At 41.4% G+C, this 17343-nt stretch carries 14 protein-coding genes; 12 read left to right on the top strand and 2 right to left on the bottom strand.

The genetic code is table 11. The annotated features are described in order from the left end of the window. The first annotated feature begins 36 nt into the window (after window positions 1–36). The 8 genes from KCG35_RS09050 to tssA all read left to right on the top strand — a co-directional run bounded on the left by KCG35_RS09050 (window position 37) and on the right by tssA (window position 10141). Window positions 37–1107 carry a pentapeptide repeat-containing protein gene (locus KCG35_RS09050; protein ID WP_215819370.1) on the top strand — a complete coding sequence of 357 codons (1071 nt, stop codon included), beginning with the start codon at window positions 37–39 and terminating at the stop codon, window positions 1105–1107. Window positions 1108–1146: 39 nt separating this feature from the next. Then, window positions 1147–1716 (top strand): DUF3540 domain-containing protein, encoded by a 570-nt coding sequence (locus KCG35_RS09055; RefSeq protein ID WP_215819371.1) that lies wholly within the window; start codon window positions 1147–1149, stop codon window positions 1714–1716. Window positions 1717–1834: 118 nt separating this feature from the next. Further along, the gene (locus tag KCG35_RS09060) at window positions 1835–2230 is read left to right on the top strand and encodes a DUF4150 domain-containing protein (protein WP_215819372.1); all 396 of its coding nucleotides are present in this window, start codon (window positions 1835–1837) and stop codon (window positions 2228–2230) included. Between the two features lie 129 nt (window positions 2231–2359). After that, complete coding sequence (locus KCG35_RS09065; protein ID WP_215819373.1) at window positions 2360–2770, top strand: hypothetical protein; 411 nt, start codon at window positions 2360–2362, stop codon at window positions 2768–2770. Window positions 2771–2820: 50 nt separating this feature from the next. Further along, window positions 2821–4215, top strand: coding sequence for a type VI secretion system baseplate subunit TssK (tssK, locus tag KCG35_RS09070; RefSeq protein ID WP_215819374.1), 1395 nt, complete (start codon window positions 2821–2823; stop codon window positions 4213–4215). Next, window positions 4199–4957 (top strand): DotU family type IV/VI secretion system protein, encoded by a 759-nt coding sequence (locus KCG35_RS09075; protein WP_215819375.1) that lies wholly within the window; start codon window positions 4199–4201, stop codon window positions 4955–4957. The genes tssK and KCG35_RS09075 overlap by 17 nt, the downstream gene beginning before the upstream one ends. 56 nt (window positions 4958–5013) lie before the next feature. After that, window positions 5014–8976 carry a type VI secretion system protein gene (locus KCG35_RS09080; RefSeq protein ID WP_215819376.1) on the top strand — a complete coding sequence of 1321 codons (3963 nt, stop codon included), beginning with the start codon at window positions 5014–5016 and terminating at the stop codon, window positions 8974–8976. 97 nt (window positions 8977–9073) lie between these two features. Continuing rightward, a complete protein-coding gene (gene tssA, locus KCG35_RS09085) occupies window positions 9074–10141 on the top strand; it encodes a type VI secretion system protein TssA (protein ID WP_215819377.1) in 1068 nt (355 codons plus the stop codon). An 18-nt stretch (window positions 10142–10159) separates the two neighbouring features. Here the strand turns inward: tssA and KCG35_RS09090 are convergent, their stop codons facing one another. Further along, complete coding sequence (locus tag KCG35_RS09090) at window positions 10160–10612, bottom strand: hypothetical protein (protein WP_215819378.1); 453 nt, start codon at window positions 10610–10612, stop codon at window positions 10160–10162. Window positions 10613–10621: 9 nt separating this feature from the next. After that, the gene (locus KCG35_RS09095; RefSeq protein WP_215819379.1) at window positions 10622–11104 is read right to left on the bottom strand and encodes an SPOR domain-containing protein; all 483 of its coding nucleotides are present in this window, start codon (window positions 11102–11104) and stop codon (window positions 10622–10624) included. A 1890-nt stretch (window positions 11105–12994) separates the two neighbouring features. Here KCG35_RS09095 and KCG35_RS09100 point away from each other — a divergent pair. The 4 genes from KCG35_RS09100 to KCG35_RS09115 all read left to right on the top strand — a co-directional run bounded on the left by KCG35_RS09100 (window position 12995) and on the right by KCG35_RS09115 (window position 17255). Then, window positions 12995–15664, top strand: a complete 2670-nt coding sequence (locus KCG35_RS09100) for a M9 family metallopeptidase (protein WP_215819380.1) — start codon at window positions 12995–12997, stop codon at window positions 15662–15664. A 215-nt stretch (window positions 15665–15879) separates the two neighbouring features. Next, window positions 15880–16233 (top strand): hypothetical protein, encoded by a 354-nt coding sequence (locus tag KCG35_RS09105; RefSeq protein ID WP_215819381.1) that lies wholly within the window; start codon window positions 15880–15882, stop codon window positions 16231–16233. 104 nt (window positions 16234–16337) lie between these two features. Beyond that, on the top strand, window positions 16338–16823 hold the full coding sequence (locus tag KCG35_RS09110) for a GNAT family N-acetyltransferase (protein ID WP_215819382.1): 486 nt from the start codon (window positions 16338–16340) through the stop codon (window positions 16821–16823). 120 nt (window positions 16824–16943) lie between these two features. Continuing rightward, window positions 16944–17255 carry a beta-eliminating lyase-related protein gene (locus KCG35_RS09115; protein WP_215819383.1) on the top strand — a complete coding sequence of 104 codons (312 nt, stop codon included), beginning with the start codon at window positions 16944–16946 and terminating at the stop codon, window positions 17253–17255. Window positions 17256–17343: the final 88 nt, after the last annotated feature.

The raw sequence follows: 17343 nt of genomic DNA on the forward strand, positions 1-17343 counted from the left end.
CAACGACCCATAAGGGTATCAAAAGGATGACAAGTCATGGACGATGATGCATCCATTCCAAGCATAGAACAGTGTATTCAGCTTGGCTTGCCTATCAAGCAACGCTGTTTTGATGGACAAACATTGTTCCATCGAAACTGGGAGCAATTGACCTTTATTCAGTGCTCATTTCGTGGCTGTCAGTGGGTTTCCTGCAAACTGGATAAATCGGCCTTTATTGAGTGTGATTTTACTGAGTCACGATGGCAGTCAGTGTCACTGTTGCATACCAACTTTGTTCGCTGTCAATTGCCTGCGGCTTTGTTCTGTCCTGGTCACTATCAAGGTGTCAGCTTTTCTGAGTGTGATTTACAGTTGAGTTGCTGGGCAGAATGTCACTGGCAGCGTTGTGTCTGGCTGAAATGTAAACTGCAGGGCAGTCAATGGCTGCAAGCAACATTAATGCAGTCTTGCATGGTGGAATGTGAATTAAAAGCCGCCGATTTTAGAAACACGAAGCTTCAACAATCAGCCTTGCTGGATGTGCCCTGGCGATCTATGACCCTTCAAGGAATGCAGGCTAACCAGTCGGTGTTAAAGCAAGGAGACTGGCAAGGGTGTGATTTGAAAGGGATCAGGCTCCAACAATGTAATCTTCAACAAGGTAATTTTTGCCAAGTGAATGCTGCCGGGGCTGATCTGACGGAAGCTAATCTAAGTTTTAGCAAGTGGCAGCAAGCGATTTGTAAAGGTATTACAGCATCCCGCTCACTGTGGCTCAACGCTCAGTTACATGAAGTCGACTTTGCTGAAGCCAGTATGGAAAGTGCCATTTTTCAAAAAGCGGACTTGGTTGGCTGTAGGTTTTTTCAAGGACAACTGCAAAAAACGTGTTGGCGATTTGCCAGTGTAAACACAGTCGATTTTAGTGGTGCAGACTGCAGTTATGCCGACTTTTCTCATGCGTTGCTAGTCAACAATCAATGGCTGGGTACGGAGCTAAACCATAGCCAGATACATAACACTGAGGGGGATTTATCAGCTTGGCATCGTGCAGTCTATGTTCAAGGAACCGATGACAAGCTGCTTAACGCTGAGCAACCTATTCTTCACTGGGAACAGAACTGATTAAACAAAGTGATTCCGTTCTAGCATAAGGAGTATGCAATGACCGTATTAAATACGCAGGTGCAGATGATGACCGAAGATCCTGTATGGCGGTTGCAGTGTCATCAGGTGAGCCAAGAGGAACGGGATAGTACCTGGCGGTTGGCAGATGGTCGCCGAGTTAAGCAAGCTGTGAGTTGCTTAGTGACTCCTAAGGTGGGCGATCACGTGCTTGTCGCAGAGTCCAATGGCACTGATCAATCAGGCGCAGAGTGCTTCATTGTGCATATTTTACAGCGTGAAAGCTGTGAAACTGTGCAATTAACGGTTCCTGGTGCAACACAAGTACAGTGGCAGCAGGGGCAAATTGCGTTACTGGCTAAAACCAAGCTTACCTTATTTGCTGCCCAGCAAGTGGATTTGGGGAGCTTAGAGCAGTTATTAATTCAAGGTAAACACCAGGTTTATACTGCCTGGGAAACAGCAGTCAGTCATGTCCAGGATTTTGTCCAGCAAGTGGATAGTTACACGTTGACGGCTAAACACTTACTAAAAATGCATGGGGAATATCAGTTATTAACGGCCGAAAAAGAAATTAAAGTGGATGCTGATCGAATAACAATGGGGTAATAGTCTGATCATATCAAGCTTTATTAGGCCTGATAAATTGAGTTACGTATAAAAGTAAGCTGGTAAGAATAATATGCCTGCAGAGAAGGGTATAAGTAAGGAAAAAAGGATGCGTTGAGTGTTTGCCAATAATAATTTAAGCGTTATGAATTTTGCATTTCCTGATGTGTGCTATGAGCCATCTCCAGGCCCTGTACCATTCCCGTTGTTAAATATGGCATTTTCATCAACCCATGTGCCTAGTCAATACCAGTTGTATTTTGGGACGGGCCTTGCCGAAAATCTATTAACAACAGGCACAGTAAGTACAGGGGATGAAAGCGGAGTTGAGCTAGGGATGGTGTCAGGCATGATTATTGGCCCAGACCAGTACTTAATGGGGAGTACTAAAACGTATGTGGGCGTCGTTCCAGCGACACGTTTAACCAGTTTAACAGGGCAAAATGGTTATATTTCCAATGCCATTGGTGCATCACTGACACCTGGTCAAGTAAAAGTGTTGTTGTTGAGTTAGGCTCGATAACAAAACAGAGGTGAAAGACCCAAGTTTGCACAGGGATGAATGATGAAGAATAACACGTGCGGTTGGCTAATCTCCTTTTGCTGGGTGCTCATTATTGTCGTAATGAGTGGGTGCAGTGGTGTGACTGAAAAGATAACAAGCTGGTGGTCATCACCTAATGCTCTTAAGGAAATCGCGGTGGTGGCTGAACCAAAAGCGAATCAAAATTCTGCGACTGCCTTGGATATTGTTTTTGTGTATGAAAATGAGTTGGTTAAGCAGCTTCCTGATACGGGTCCAAAGTGGTTTCAAACGCGAGGTCAATGGCAACAGTTGTATCCACAACAGTTTGAGTGGATATCATTGCAGGTTCCGCCTGGTCAGCAGGTTAAGCAGGTTACTTTGCCGAAGCGCGTGAATGAAGCGCAGTACATTGTTGGGTTTGCAAACTATCTTACTGAACAAGGACAATACCCGGTCAATCTCACCCCATTAACACAGGTTCAAATTCGTTTACAAGCGGATCGTATTGAGGTGGTCGAAATTAAATAATGGACCATTAAAGAGTGCAGGACGCAAAAATGAGATCAATGGAGTGATACATGAGTAATCGTTTGCCAGAAAAGATTCAATGGGCAGAAGGCATGCTTCTGACCCCACAACATTTTCAGCAGCAGGATCACTATTGGCAGGCGATGCTACAGTTCAGCCGAGTCCTGCAGCAGCCTTATCACTGGGGTATCGTGGACTGTCAGCTTGATAAGGCCGCTTTACTTGAAGGGCAGTTAGTGATTGAACAGCTCTCGGCGGTGATGCCTTCGGGGTTATTTGTCCAGTTTCCTCCGCCTGAGCAGCAAACGCCTTTGGCTGTTGATCTCACTGAACTGAAGATGGGATCAAAATGTACTGTGCAACTGGCGGTCCCTCAACCATTGCAGGGTGGAGGACAAAGCCAGCCGATACAACGTTATATAGCGGGTTCACAGCAGTTAGTGGTGGATGAAAATACAGGTGTAGGTGAGGTGGCGATTTATCGGATACGCCCCAAGTTGACGCTGCAAACAGGAGAGACATTACCTCCACAATGGGAAACACTTAAGCTCTTCGAGATTGAGTCGAGTCACAATGGACAGTTACAGCTAACCGATTACCATCCGCCGATGCTGTATTTAGAAAGTAGCGTGGTCATGGCTGATCAGGCGCTTATAAGTCGCGTTCAGCATCTGGTCCAACGGCTCCGAACAAAGGCTACTGAGCTGGCAGGAAGTACACCAGGTCATGGTGCTACTGCAAGCCCACAACAACGGCCAACCATTTATCAGCTTGTCTCCGTGCTCCCTGCACTTGAAGTGTTGGTCCGTTCAGGAAAAGTGCACCCATTTACGTTGTATTTGCAGTTAGCAGAAGTGATTGGGGCCCTGTCTCCACTGGAAGTAAGCCTGTTGCCCATGCGTTTGCCCAAGTATGACCACAATAATATTGCTGCTGTTTTCCAGCCAGTGTTGCAGGCAATTGATAGGCTGATCAGTAAAGTCAATGTGGCCTATGATGCTTTACCCTTTGAAAAACAAGCGGCTGGACGTTTTATTCGTGTACTGGGGGAAAGTCATTTACAGGAACCATTGCTGCTGGAATTAACGCCACATCCAGGGCAGTCAAGCCGACAAATGATGGAATGGTTAAAAACAGCGCGTATTGCCAGTGAGCAGGTTATGCCTATTTTGCGGCAGCGTAGGCTCACAGGGGCATTGGTGCGTCGCCTTTCAACCGCACAGTGCTCACAGTGGGGGTTAACAGATAATGGGTGTTGGTTTCTGCTGAGAAACCAACAGATAACACTTCAGGATAAAGCGGAGCTTGTTATTGCTCAACAGCAACCACTGTGTATTGAAGGTTCGGTTAGTCAGACGGGACCAGCGGCAATAACGCTCTATCGGCCGCGGCGTAAAGTCACAAAAACGGTGAAAAAGGAACTGGCTGATGTCGATGCATGTTAATGAAGGTGATCATCAGTTGGTTGGGTTGTTTACCTCGTTTTATCAGCAATTGGCACAATTAAAATCATTACAGCGTGAAGGGGAGTTAAGTACCTGGCTATTGGAAGAAAACCAGACCCTGGCCATTAATGATGTTGAGCTATCGGCGCTGGTGCAAAGCCGTCTATTAGCCCAATTGCAACAGCAAGCCGAAATGATACAAGCAATGGGGTCTCAAGCAGAAGTGCGTGCCTATCGTATGGCGCAGTACGTGATGGCAGTGCTGGCTGACGAAATACTGCTACTGGAATGTGAGTGGCAGGGAAAAGGCTGTTGGACTGAATTTTTACTCGAAACACAGTTATTCAATAGCGCAACAGGTGGAGAAGGGTTTTATCACTACTTGGATAAACTGCTATCAATCCGCCTTAAAAAACCTGTGCATCACTCTTTAGCAGCAATATTTCTTATGGCTTTACAACTGGGCTTCCGAGGTCAGTATCGTGGCACGCTAGGCGCTCCTGTCATTGAGCAATATCGACAAAAACTAGGGCGGTTTTTGGGTACAGGCGTAAGTCTGAGTACTGAGCGATTGTTTCGCCAGGCGTATCAAGGGCAGCTGGGTAATGTTCAGTTAGCAAAACTTCGACCCATGCTCCGTTGGTGGATTATGGTAGGCACTGGGGCAGCAACGTACCTGATTATTTCTTCTGTTATTTGGCTGGTTTCAATTCAACGGATTCAACATGTTATTGCCAGCTAGCTTAGCGTTCTGATGTTTTTAATACTGGATCGTTAAGGTAAGAATAGGGATGGACTGTGAACTCATGGATTGTGTTTTTTATTATTTTGCTGGTTGGCTTGATTATTTTTGCGGTAATGGCTTGGTTTATTGGCAGCCGGGCTGATAAGCCCATTCGTTACCAAGCATTACCCGTATCACCGCCTAAAGCGTATTGGCACCAGTTTTTGCAGTTAGTCTGGGCGTGGCTAAAGCGCTGTAAAGCTTACCTGGAGAGGCAATGGTGGCGATGGCGTCAGCGACGGCAAGGTGCTTATTGGTTACCTTGGGTCTTACTGCTAGGGGATAACGACTCAGGTCGTCACAGCCTGTTGGCATCGCTACAGCGACAACAGCAATTACTCAGTCATGAAGACTGCTGGGGATTTTCTCACCAGACACAGTGGGACTGGCTGGCAACGGATCTTGGGGTACTGGTTACCCTACCTCAATCAGAAGAACCGATTAAAGAGGACTGGGAGCATCACTTAAAACATTTAGTGGTGTTGAGGTCTGAGCGACCGCTTGATGGGGTGGTTGTGGTTATTTCTGTACCACAACTATTAATGGATGAACCACTAACCCAAACACAGCAAATTAAACTTTATCAATATCTACTGCACAGCTTACCAGATAATCTTGGCTTTCAGCTACCAGTCTATGTGTTGTTGAGCCAAGCAGATGTCTTACCTGGTTTTAGTTTATTTTGGCAGGAACTGGATGAAGCTCAACAGGGGGAAATGGTGGGCTGGTCCAATCCTTATCCGGCTGGTGAACCCTTTAATGGAGAGTGGGGCGAAGAGAGCTTGGCGGCAATCCGTCAGGGGTTAGAGCACTATTTATTGCAACGAGCGACCAGTGGTGAGTTAGAAAGTGCTGACGAAGTCTTTTTATTTGCAGAGCAATTTAATCGTTTACAAACGCCTTTAATAAATTGGTTGGTGGCGCTATTTGGGCAGCCTGAGGCACCGCAAGGATTACTTTTTAGGGGATTGTACTGCTGCGGTAGTGTGGATGCTGCAGGTCAAAACCGTAAGGAAGTGCGGAGTGATGTTTGGTTTCTTAGCCATTTATTTGGTCAGAAGTGTTTTTCTGAAAAGCATTTAGCACAACCCAGTCACCAAGGTATTTGGCAACGAGACAAGCAAAATCGTCATTGGCGATGGGGATTTGCTATTGGAGCACTGTTACTGGCTGCAGGCCTAACGGTGACAAGCATAAAGCTCCAGCAGCAAGTTGATACTGTAGTGTACTCGTTAAAGCTCCTGCAGCAGCCTAGTCAGAATGTACAAAGTGAGCAGGGTTGTACCAGTAAGGCAACAGTGTTTGATTTACTGGATCATATTGCCCGGCTGGATACGCATATGTCATTTGTCGCGATACCGTTATCTTGGGTTGATAATCGTGTTGGTCGGCAGACGACCCGATACGTTGCTGAGCAGGCTTTTGCTGCAGTTATTTTTCCCAGTATGGCGTGTCATCTGCGACATAATATTGAGGTGTTAGCGAGTCAAACGTTGCCTAATTTAGGTGCCAATAAGTCACCTCAACACTTGGCAAAGGTACAGCAGGCGTTAATTAATTACACACAGAAGTGGCTAGAACTGGAAAAAAACCTGGCACTATTTCGAGAAGTTAGTGAATTTACGGATAAGTACCATGCAGACAAAATATTTCCTTTGTTTGAACAACTAATAGAGTATGTTTATGGGGAAAAACTACCCATAAGCACTAAACGTGTCAGTGGGTTACATCGTGCCGCGTTAGCTAACGTGATTTATCAGGAGTGGCCTTCAGTTAATGAAGCTACCCGTATTTTAGTCAGTCAACGCATCCGTGAAGGTTTTGCTGATTGGCAGCAAAACTTTCAGGAAGCCTTAAGCCAGGGAGAAAACTGGCTACGTAACCTGCGTCAGATGGGTGCTCAGGATCAGCAACAGCTTCTTCGCTTAGCCAGCTGGCTAACATGGATTGATCAACAGTGGCTTGCCAGCGGCTTAGAGGAAAATAATTGTGAGCAACTTAGAAATCAGTGGTTGCCTCATGCCAAAGCACTAGAAGCTGATTATGCTTATCCTCTGTCATCCTCAACGTTTACTGCACGTCTACAACCGGATCACTGTGATCTGCCCATTGATAGTCAGCTGTTAGCCATGCAAGTTTCCCCTTATGGTCACTTATTTATTAATGGACCTAAGGGGGGAATCTACTTAGCCGATGCATTAAAAGAAGAAGTGGCAGGGTTTTATGCCGTCAGTGAGCTTGATTATTTTAATATTGAACCTAAAAAACAGATGCAGTGCCCTGCAACCTTACGAGGATGGAATGCTCAGCCGCTGCAAACATTACTCACGGCTTTACGGGAATACCAGCAATTTATGGTTAACCGTAAACTGGAGTTACAACAAACAAACTTACCGTTGTATGCCGCTATGGCGAAGGATCATTTACAAGGGGTCAGTGAACATCTTTTGAGTAAGGCTCAGCTTACCAGCCGGCTGGCTGATACGATGAGTAATTCAACAAACAATATAGTCTTGGCACAAGAGAATTTGATTATTAACACTGAGCAACAGTTTAAGGAGGTGTTGTCAGCTTTGTTATTAATTATGGGACAGTTGCAACAGGTGCAATTAATAGCGCAGCAGCAAGCTCTATCACAGTGTATCCAGCAGTTTGCACTCGCACAGTTACAGGATATTAAATTATTGGCGATGTCTAGCAAGTTGTATGAGCCAAAGGTTAACCCACAACAACCTAAGAATACAGAACAACTGTTATATAACCTGGGTGATCAAAGCAAAGTTCAGGAGTTTTTACAGCGGCAGTGGCAGCGTAGCCAAATTATTATTGGTTATACTACACCTTACTTATTGGTGCTGAACAATACGTATGAGCGTAGTGGATCGGGTGGGTCAGAAACCGTAAAACAGTTTTGGCGTAATACCATCAATGAGATGCAAGCCTATCAAGAACAGCATAATGACAAGGGAGAAGTAGGTAAACTAAATGGTTTTATTACAAATCAGCTGAGTGCATTAACACTTGATAACTGTAGTCAGCGATTAGCCACTGACATTTCAGTAAAAACAGCAAGTGACTTATATTCACGCCAATATCAGCAATTAGAACAGCATGCTAATTTGTGGTGTGATAACCAACAACTTGCATTTGCTTACGAAGAATATCGCGAATTAGCACAGGCATTTAATAGCCTTTTATCTGGTCGTTACCCTTTTGCACAACAAACTGCAACAGATGTTTCACTGGATGCAATTCAGCAGTTTTTATCACTCTATGAGCAGTATCAAGAAACTTTATCCATTTTACAAAACCTACCTATACAGAACTCTACATTTACTGTATCTGGAGAGCTGAGTGACTCAGGATTGAGTGAAAAATTTAACCAAAATGCTAGCTGGAAAAAAGTCGCTGATTTTTTGACTCAGCTTGATTATGTCATGCCTTTTTTTAAAACGTATTTAGCTGAACAAACACAACAACAAAGTGGTATTAAATTAAAGCTCACGTTTCGTGCTAAACCAAAAAATTCACCAGGCAGTGAACAATTAATTAGTTGGGCGCTATTAAGTGGTAAGGAACGTTCGACTTACCCAAATGGTAATGATCAGCTTTACTGGGTGATGGGGGATCCTATTCAGCTTGATTTAACCTGGGCTACGCAGTCTTCATTATTACCCTTGGTCGATCCTAAACAAAGCTCAACGATGGATATTGTTGATGAGCGAACGGCACGATTTGCCGTATCAGGCCAATGGTCACTTTTTAAATGGTTACAGGCATTTGGCACTGATACAACAAGTACGGCAGACGAAGTCTTATTGTCATTTCGAGTACCAGTTAAACATCGTGATCAATCGACTCCACAAGGAGAAAGCAGGCTCTTTTTAGCGATGCAGGCACGTCAGGCGAAAGATGGCCAAGAGCAAACACTTGCATTACCGGTTAAGTTTCCAACGCAAGCCCCTGTTATCTGGTAGTGATGGGGGGAGTGATGAGTATGCCCTTAGCTTGAGGGTATAAAAATCATAATAACAATAAGTGAGGCACATCATGCCTTATTAGGATGATTTTTCAATGAATACACTAGAAGCCTATTACGATTATTTAAGTCAATATGAGTTACCCGTTGAAGCCATACTGACGTCTATTTCGGAGGAGCAGCCTGGGGGTGAAAATTTAACAGGTAGCCGTATATATCATGCTATCCGTGAAGCAAGACGGGCTGATGATGCCTCTCTGCCTCAAGGAGCATGGCAGTACGAATTAAAGCAAGCTGATTGGCAAGAAGTCATTGAGTTAACGTGTGATGGGCTGGTGAATAAGAGTAAAGACCTTCAGCTCATAGTATGGATGTTAGAGGCTTTGGTTCAACGGTGGGGAATGGAAGTTTTTCCTGCAGGCATCACGTTGCTTCGGCTTTTTTGTGAGCAGTTTTGGTCTGTCATGCAACCGCAGGTTGTGGATGAAGACATAGAGCATCGTTGCAATATTTTATGTTGGTTGGAACAGCAGTGGACATTATGGTTACGTTTAATGCCTTTATCAGAAGGTAAAGATCGGCTCAATTGGACGCTTTGGGAGCAGGTTAGCCGTAATGAACAATATGAGTTACAGCGGAAAGGGAATGTAGAAACTAAAAACAGAGAGCATTGGTTACAAGTGATGGCAGTCACGTCTGTTGAGTTTTATGAGCAGCTATCTGAACAATTGCTCCTAGCTCAGCAATGTTTAATGGATTTACAATATAGTTTACATGCGTTGATGCCCTCAATAGAAACGCCTTTTACTGCATTACAAGCACAACTCAAAGCCTTACACACATTCACGCAAGCTGAATTACAGCGGCGTGGTCAGCTTAATACCGTACCAGCGCTCAGCTACGCTCAACAGCCATTTACACTTGCGGGGTTACCAATTAATGATCGAAATGAAGCTTATGCCTATATCACTCAAATTGCAGACTTTTTACAGATGACCGATATTCATAGTCCTGTGCCCTATTTATTAAAAAAAGCCGTTGAGTGGGGCACATTAGATACCGTGTCTTTATATCAAGAGCTTTTTATTACACGACAAGGGCAGATTAATATTTTTGAGATGCTTGGCATTAAACCAGATCACATTGCAAATTCACGTAGTTAAGCACATTTCACTTTTACTTTAACCTTTAGATTGAGTACTGCTACCTGATGTTGCATGTTGAACGCGTTGGCTACTGGCAGCATCGTTAACAGATGTTGTGTGAGTTTGTTGACGAACGGGCAAAACGGCATGGCCTTGTCCTAGGTGGGCGCGATGCTGTAATCCTGGAATAAGTTGTTGACGGTTAGCGATGGTACTGGTTATTCCTGGTTGAAGTTGCTGCTGAAGCATAGAGTCGAGTTGATAACTGAGTATATGTTGATGCCGGGTAGAGAATGGAATATGTACTTCTTCTGGTGACTGGTAGCGTGGAGAAAAACCATTAATGCCCCACTGGCTGAGAATTTGTTCGCGGCGATGGCTTTCTTTGCCAAATGCTTGCCCCAGCGCTAACCAGTGTTGGTTGTTGACGCGAAAGATACTTACCATATGTCGTTGATTACGCAACCCAAGATGGAAAGGCAGTTTCATTTTTTGCTCCTAGCTGGTAGGGGGCGTCTTTAAAATGGTTAACTCTGGTGACAGACCAAGATCAATGACCAGTGATAGTTCTGCATTTTTGGCATTGTCTTGAGTATCAAAAGAGCCTGTTGTAACCAGCAGCCAGGGTAGTCCATATTTGTCCACGACACGTGCAATACTGGACTGATAGCCATAGTGCTTTAATCGTTGAGCCATGGCATCAGCCTGTGGTTTTTCAGGGAATAAGCCAATTTGTAAGGTGTAGGAAGATACATCAGCGTTAAGGTTGGTTATTAAGAGGCTTTCGTAGGAGATAAGTGATGAAGCCTGAGCATCAGCGACTGAATTAGAAATCAACTGAGGGATAGCTAGCCAGGCAGGGAGCAATGAAAGTTGAGCTAAAATCGGTTGACGAACTTTATTTGGGCTAACAATACCTAATAAAAACATGACTGCCCCAAAAAAGATAATAAGCATGATAAAGCCTGATTTTTTGAGCATAACGTCCTTCCTGTAGCTTTAGCTAAGTTTGTACTCGTGGTTAAAAGCATAGAATTTTATTTTTATGACTTCTGCTTACTAGTTTAGGTGGAAGATACGCTAATGAAAAATACACAAATATGACAGTATAAAATATGGCTGAAACGTTACAGCTAATTATATTTTTGATGACGCTGATACTGTTATAAGTTTTTACTCAATCTATTAGGTGAAATGGCAAATCCACGTTTTGCTATATCCCAATCATTACTAAATGAACAGTTATGGTATTTTGATGTAGGCCATTGGCAAAAAAGCCTCCAGGGCAGGATTCATTGTGTTCGAAGGTGAGTATCCAGCCTTTGGGTAAAGTCTAAAGCTCAAAATAAATTTAGAGTGGTTGATAGGTATTATAAATAAAAAATTTAGGACGTTTGTGCATATTTAAGTCGCTGATTATTGATTTATTAAAATCCAAAAAAAAGCAGTAACCTGGCTTATGTGAGTAATATTGCGAATTTAGAAGATTATTTATATCACAGTTTTAGCATAATATGGTCAAACCTCTTGATTCTACTGTGAAATTCTAAAACACTAGTAGAGGTTGATCGGTGGAGACAACATTTTTATTGTTGCGCTGATATTGTACTTATTGTGATGTTGGTTGTGGGATATATCTCATAGCAATTATTATATAAGTTATTGCTAAATGTTTATCTTTAGTAAAGACTGTATATGGGTATATCAAGTCAGTTGCATACAGTTGAGTATGGTGAGTGCTGGTACCCTAATGGGGAAAGCAATCCTAAATTTTCATCATAAACGTTTTGTTTAAATAATATATACGTTTTAAGTAGTTAAGTTTTAATGCCATGTCTATCTTTAATATTAATTTCCCTGCTGCCTTAGTCGAACGGTGATTGTATTTATAATAATACGGCTTAGGTTTAGGCTTAGGTAGAAAAGTCAAAGTAACCCACATCAAAACAATTCCTTTGATATAGGTATCTGTCATAGCGCTATATTTTTGTTGTAAATAAACTCTTCATTCTTAAAAAAGACTAGGTGCTATTACCGTTTCTGTCGTATAGCGTGAGCACTTAGGCAGTTTATTATGGCTGAGGAAATCAATGTGCACGACAGGTGTACAGGTGTGTTTGGTTTGTTGATATGTATTAAATGGTATTATTTTGTATATGTGTTGCTGAAAGCAAATAAGTTAAAGAAAAAATTATATATGGTAAATGAAATATTTGAAAAATGTATAAAAAAATAGCCTTGATTGAATGGTTGGTCAGCGGTTTGATGACTAAGGTCAATTATTGTGGTTGGTATTTTATGAGCTATTGATACTTACTATAGGTTGAAGTTTATGAGTTGATAATGTTAGATTGGCAAGTGCGATATAGGGTATTCTCTACGAAGGGGATAGCTTAATAGGGAAAATTAGATGGAAATGTAGCTTAACATGGATAGTTTAAGTGACAGTTAAAGTGAATAGAGAAGATATACGGTAAATATATAGTCTAGTTGTAGTATTTAAGGATACTGCAGGGTTAATTTATAAATGATAATAAACTAGTTGGTTTTAAGTTTTAAGTTTTAAGTTTTAAGTTTTAAGTTTTAAGTTTTAAGTTTTAAGTTTTAAGTTTTAAGTTTTAAGTTTTAAGTTTTAAGTTTTAAGTTTTAAGTTTTAAGTTTTGATTTTCTCCTTCTTGTTGGGAGATTTTAATAAAGTGTGGTTTCCAATGCTGACTATGTGTCTATTTTAGATGTTTTATATTTGTATTTTTCTAAAAAAATAGTGCATAGCGTCTATTTATTGGCAAATATCGTTTTATAACAAAATACTCTCTGACTTAAATTGCTTCATTTATACAGAGAGCATCAAGCCGAAAGAGGTTCACTGTAATGAAAAAGCTTTCATTGTGCATTGCTTTAGCCTGCAATTGCTTAAACTCTTATGCTGTCGATATTCCTCCCTCTAGCATACCCCAAAATAATGATGGTGTTGGACGGCATAACCACCATCACCAGCAACATGAGAAAGTTACCCCCGATATTCGTCCACCTATTACTGATGATAATAAAGTAATGGTTGAGGCGATGACGACGACAAAATGTGATACACAAAGCTTTGTAAATTTAACAGGTCGAGCTTTGGTCAATAAAATATTTTCAGTTGAGCCTACCTGTATTTATAACTTATTTGGTATGCCCGCGAGCAGTGCACAACATGTCTTTAAAGATCAGCAAATGCAATCAGTCGCCGATAGCTTTGTCAGTTTGGCTGAGGACTATAATGGTAATAATAATGATAAAATTTTACAAATAGTACTGTTCTTAAGGGCTGGATATTATCAGCAATGGGGTAATAAAGATCAAATTGGTGACTATAGCCCTGCGCTTAAGGAAAAAGTAAAAACAGCTATTTCTAATTTTTCTAAAAGTAATCACTTTAATGATGTCAGTCGTGAGCATGGAGAAGTCCTAAGAGAGGTTATTACCTTAATTGATAGTTCTGAGCTAAATGGTCAATTTATTTCAACCTTGGAACGTTTATTGTCAAGCTTTGGAGATAAGCATAAAGAATATTGGCATATGGCTGCCGCATTGAATAGTGTATTTACCGTGTTATTCAGAGGCCATAATTTCGAAGATTTTAAAACTAATATTCAGTCCAATCCTGCAATTATCAAAAGCCTGCATCAATTTATTACTAATAATGATGACATGCTTGGCGGGGATTATGCCTATTTGCTACCCAACGCAGCTCGTGAGCTAGGACGATTTTTGCAGTACAGTGGTAAGTTAAAAGACCAGGCAAAACCTTTAGTGCTCAACCTATTACAAGGGTATCAGTTAGGTGGTAAAGGGGGCGCTATTTGGATGGGTGCTGCTGAAATGGCAGATTATTATGATAACAGTAATTGCAGTGAATATGGTGTCTGTAATTTAAGAAGTCGTGTTGAAGAGCAGGTATTTAAACATCGTTATGAATGTGCAAAACAAAATATTGTGGTTCGTGCTCAGCAAGCAACGACTAAGCAGATGGAAAAAAGCTGTAATGAGTTGAATGGACAGTCTACTTATTTCCATCAACAGTTTAAGACCAACTATCAGCCTGTTAAAGATGATTATAATGACAGCCTAGAAGTGGTTGCTTTCCATACTCGTGAAGATTATCAGACCTATGCAGGTTTTTTATTTGATATGAGCACTGATAATGGTGGAATGTATTTAGAAGGTGATCCAAGTCAGAAAGGAAACCAGGCTCGTTTTATTGCTTATGAAAAAGTAGGTACTAATAATTTTGAAGTATGGAATCTGCGTCATGAGTTTAACCATTATTTAGATGGTCGTTTTAATATGTACGGTGATTTCAATGATGCGATATCAGCATTGACCGTATGGTGGATTGAAGGCATGGCTGAGTACATGGATAAACGGAATATTAACCCTCATGCTATCGACTTAGGAAAGTCAAAGGCTTATCGTCTTAGTCAAATACTGGCAAATGATTATAACAGTGGTGTAGATCGTATTTATTATTGGGGATATCTAGCCAGTCGTTTTATGTTTGAAAAACACGCTGCTGATGTTTCACAAGTTCTAACGAATTTTAGAAATGGAGATTACTCTGCATATAGTGAGTTCATGAGTGGTATAAATACTCGCTATGATGAAGAGTTTTTCAGCTGGATTGATGCTTTAGATAAAGGTGATGGAGACGACAACGGGGACGGCGACGATAATGGTGATGGAGATGACAATGGGGACGGTGATGATAACGGCGATGGAGACGACAACGGGGACGGCGACGATAATGGCGATGGAGATGACAACGGAGACGGCGATGATAATGGTGATGGAGATGACAACGGTACTTGTGTAGGTAAACAATCTACTGATCGTGATGAAGAGTTGATTAGTGTTCAACCAAAAGCTAACTTATCTGGTGGAGTCTTATACTATTTTGTCCAAGTGCCAGATTGTGCCAATAAGTTAACCCTTTCAGTATCAGGTGGAACTGGCGATGCTGATTTATTTGTCAATAATGAAGGATGGCCGACGCAAGATGCCTATGATTACAACTCAGCAGGTAAAGGTAATGCAGAGCAGATAGTTATCAACTCCCCAGAGAAAAATGATTACTACCATATTTTATTGTCAGCAAAATCCGCTTTCAGTGGTGCTAAACTAAGTGTTAGCTTTAATGATGCTGTGACAACGCCGAAACCCGATCAAAACGATTGTAAACAGCAACGTCAGAGTGACCGTGATGATGAACTGACAAATTGCTCTCCTAAACAATTAAGCAGTGCCTATAGTAAGTACTATTATGTGCACGTACCCGCTGATACTGCCAAGTTGACGGTGAGTACACAGGGTGGTTCCGGTAATGTAGATTTATATATGATTAAAGATGGTTGGCCTACCACTGAAAGCTTTGATCAGTCTTCTACACAACCGGGAAATACTGAACAAATCGTGATATCTAACCCAGCTTCAGGTTATTATCACTTTTTATTGGAACCTAAAGCACCCTATGAAGATGTTAAATTAGAAGCTAAGTTCTAATTGTCGTATTTATCTTTAATCCATCAAAAAGCTAGCCTATTTTTGTAGGCTAGCTTTTTTGTATGTCTCTCCTCCTCACAGTGCTTTCAGCACCTGATTCACAATATGCAAGTGCTTAATCTAATCGCTTCGAATATAAAAAAAGTTTGCTAGGGCCTGTTAACACTATTTGATCTATGTATTATTAACGTAAACTGATCATTAGGAGTAATACGATGAAGCCTGCACCCGTTAAAGAAATGATTTCATTTGAAGATTTTGAAAAGCTTGATATTCGAGTTGGGACGATTACGGCTGTTGAGCCTGTCGCTGATTCTAAAAAACTCATGAAATTGACCGTGGATTTTGGTGATCATGTTCGTTCGATATTAGCAGGAATTAAGCAGGAGCGAGAAAATCCTTATGAGATTCAAGGTAAACAAGCACTCTTTGTGGTTAATTTACCTGAACGAAAAATGGCCGGAGAAATTTCACAAGGGATGTTATTTGACGTTGGGTATAGTGATGGGATTAAGCCTTGCTTGGCAGTCCCTGAGATTTTAGTTCCTAATGGCTCGCGGGCAGGCTAAGGGTATCTTTGTTCTCAACAGGTTATAAGTAGTAGAGACCAGGGAGGACCTTAATTAATGAGTGTGAATGTACCATCATGGTTTAATGGTCTGAGTGATATTTGATGTATATTAGAGAAATTGTAGATAATGACTGGCGACACATTGAAGCGATTCAAGCTCAATCTTACTATGAAATAAAGCCTGAAGCGCTCAGTGTGCTACAGAGTAAATGTCGTGTATCACCTCAAACATGTAAGGTATGTATCCGTAGGGAAGCTGTTATGGGCTATTTATTAGCACATCCTTGGCTTCATCTGGTGCCTCCAAAACTTCATGAAGAAATTAAATGTATTGAGGAAGCATGCTCACGAATATATCTACATGACTTGGCGGTAGCTCAACAGGCAAGACATGAAGGAGTTGCTCGTCGTTTAATGGAGGATTTCTTGGCAACAGCATCAGAGTACAACTACCAGGAGATTATATTAGTTTCTGTCCAACAGAGTGAGGTATTTTGGTCAAAATATGGATTTAAGAAAGTTGATCATGTTGATATATGCCATAGTTATGGTCCTAATCGGCAGTTAATGATAAAAACGATGTCATAAAAAAAGTTAGGACTTGCTAATACTCTTTGAAAATAGCAACCATGGAAATGGCATTAACAGATCCATATAAAATACTGAAAATATAATGGCGAGTAATTTAACCGTAGTTGGGAAACGTATATGCCAGATAGATTAAAAAATAAGTGCCATACTTTTTTTTATGGTCATCATGCCGTATCTGCGGCAGAAGATTATTTAGCGATGAGTGAGTGGTGTAAGCAGCACAATATTCAACATGATATCTATGGAGAGGGCGATTTAATAGAAAAATTTGAAAGTAAAGTTGCTGACTTACTTGGCTTTGAAAAAGGACTATTTATTATAACCGGGACGTTAAATCAAACAACTCTCTTACAGCTTGCGTGTAACCAACGCAAGCTTGATACTGTTGCAATGCATCATTCCTCGCATATTTTAAAGCATGAACAGTAAGGTTACCAATTTCAAAAACGGTTTAAATGCTTGATATGCTAAATGAAATGTTATGTCAATCTTTAAGCCTGCTCTCAGAGGAAATAAG

This window comes from Zooshikella harenae, from assembly GCF_018837975.1.
Taxonomy (GTDB): domain Bacteria; phylum Pseudomonadota; class Gammaproteobacteria; order Pseudomonadales; family Zooshikellaceae; genus Zooshikella; species Zooshikella harenae.

Bases quoted from the DNA above. Each gene is read 5' to 3' on its own strand.
- KCG35_RS09095 (WP_215819379.1), bottom strand. From the start codon at position 11,104: ATGCTCAAAAAATCAGGCTTTATCATGCTTATTATCTTTTTTGGGGCA.
- KCG35_RS09090 (WP_215819378.1), bottom strand. From the start codon at position 10,612: ATGAAACTGCCTTTCCATCTTGGGTTGCGTAATCAACGACATATGGTA.
- KCG35_RS09110 (WP_215819382.1), top strand. From the start codon at position 16,338: ATGTATATTAGAGAAATTGTAGATAATGACTGGCGACACATTGAAGCG.
- KCG35_RS09075 (WP_215819375.1), top strand. From the start codon at position 4,199: ATGTCGATGCATGTTAATGAAGGTGATCATCAGTTGGTTGGGTTGTTT.
- KCG35_RS09055 (WP_215819371.1), top strand. From the start codon at position 1,147: ATGACCGTATTAAATACGCAGGTGCAGATGATGACCGAAGATCCTGTA.
- KCG35_RS09100 (WP_215819380.1), top strand. From the start codon at position 12,995: ATGAAAAAGCTTTCATTGTGCATTGCTTTAGCCTGCAATTGCTTAAAC.
- tssA (WP_215819377.1), top strand. From the start codon at position 9,074: ATGAATACACTAGAAGCCTATTACGATTATTTAAGTCAATATGAGTTA.
- KCG35_RS09115 (WP_215819383.1), top strand. From the start codon at position 16,944: ATGCCAGATAGATTAAAAAATAAGTGCCATACTTTTTTTTATGGTCAT.
- KCG35_RS09050 (WP_215819370.1), top strand. From the start codon at position 37: ATGGACGATGATGCATCCATTCCAAGCATAGAACAGTGTATTCAGCTT.
- KCG35_RS09105 (WP_215819381.1), top strand. From the start codon at position 15,880: ATGAAGCCTGCACCCGTTAAAGAAATGATTTCATTTGAAGATTTTGAA.
- tssK (WP_215819374.1), top strand. From the start codon at position 2,821: ATGAGTAATCGTTTGCCAGAAAAGATTCAATGGGCAGAAGGCATGCTT.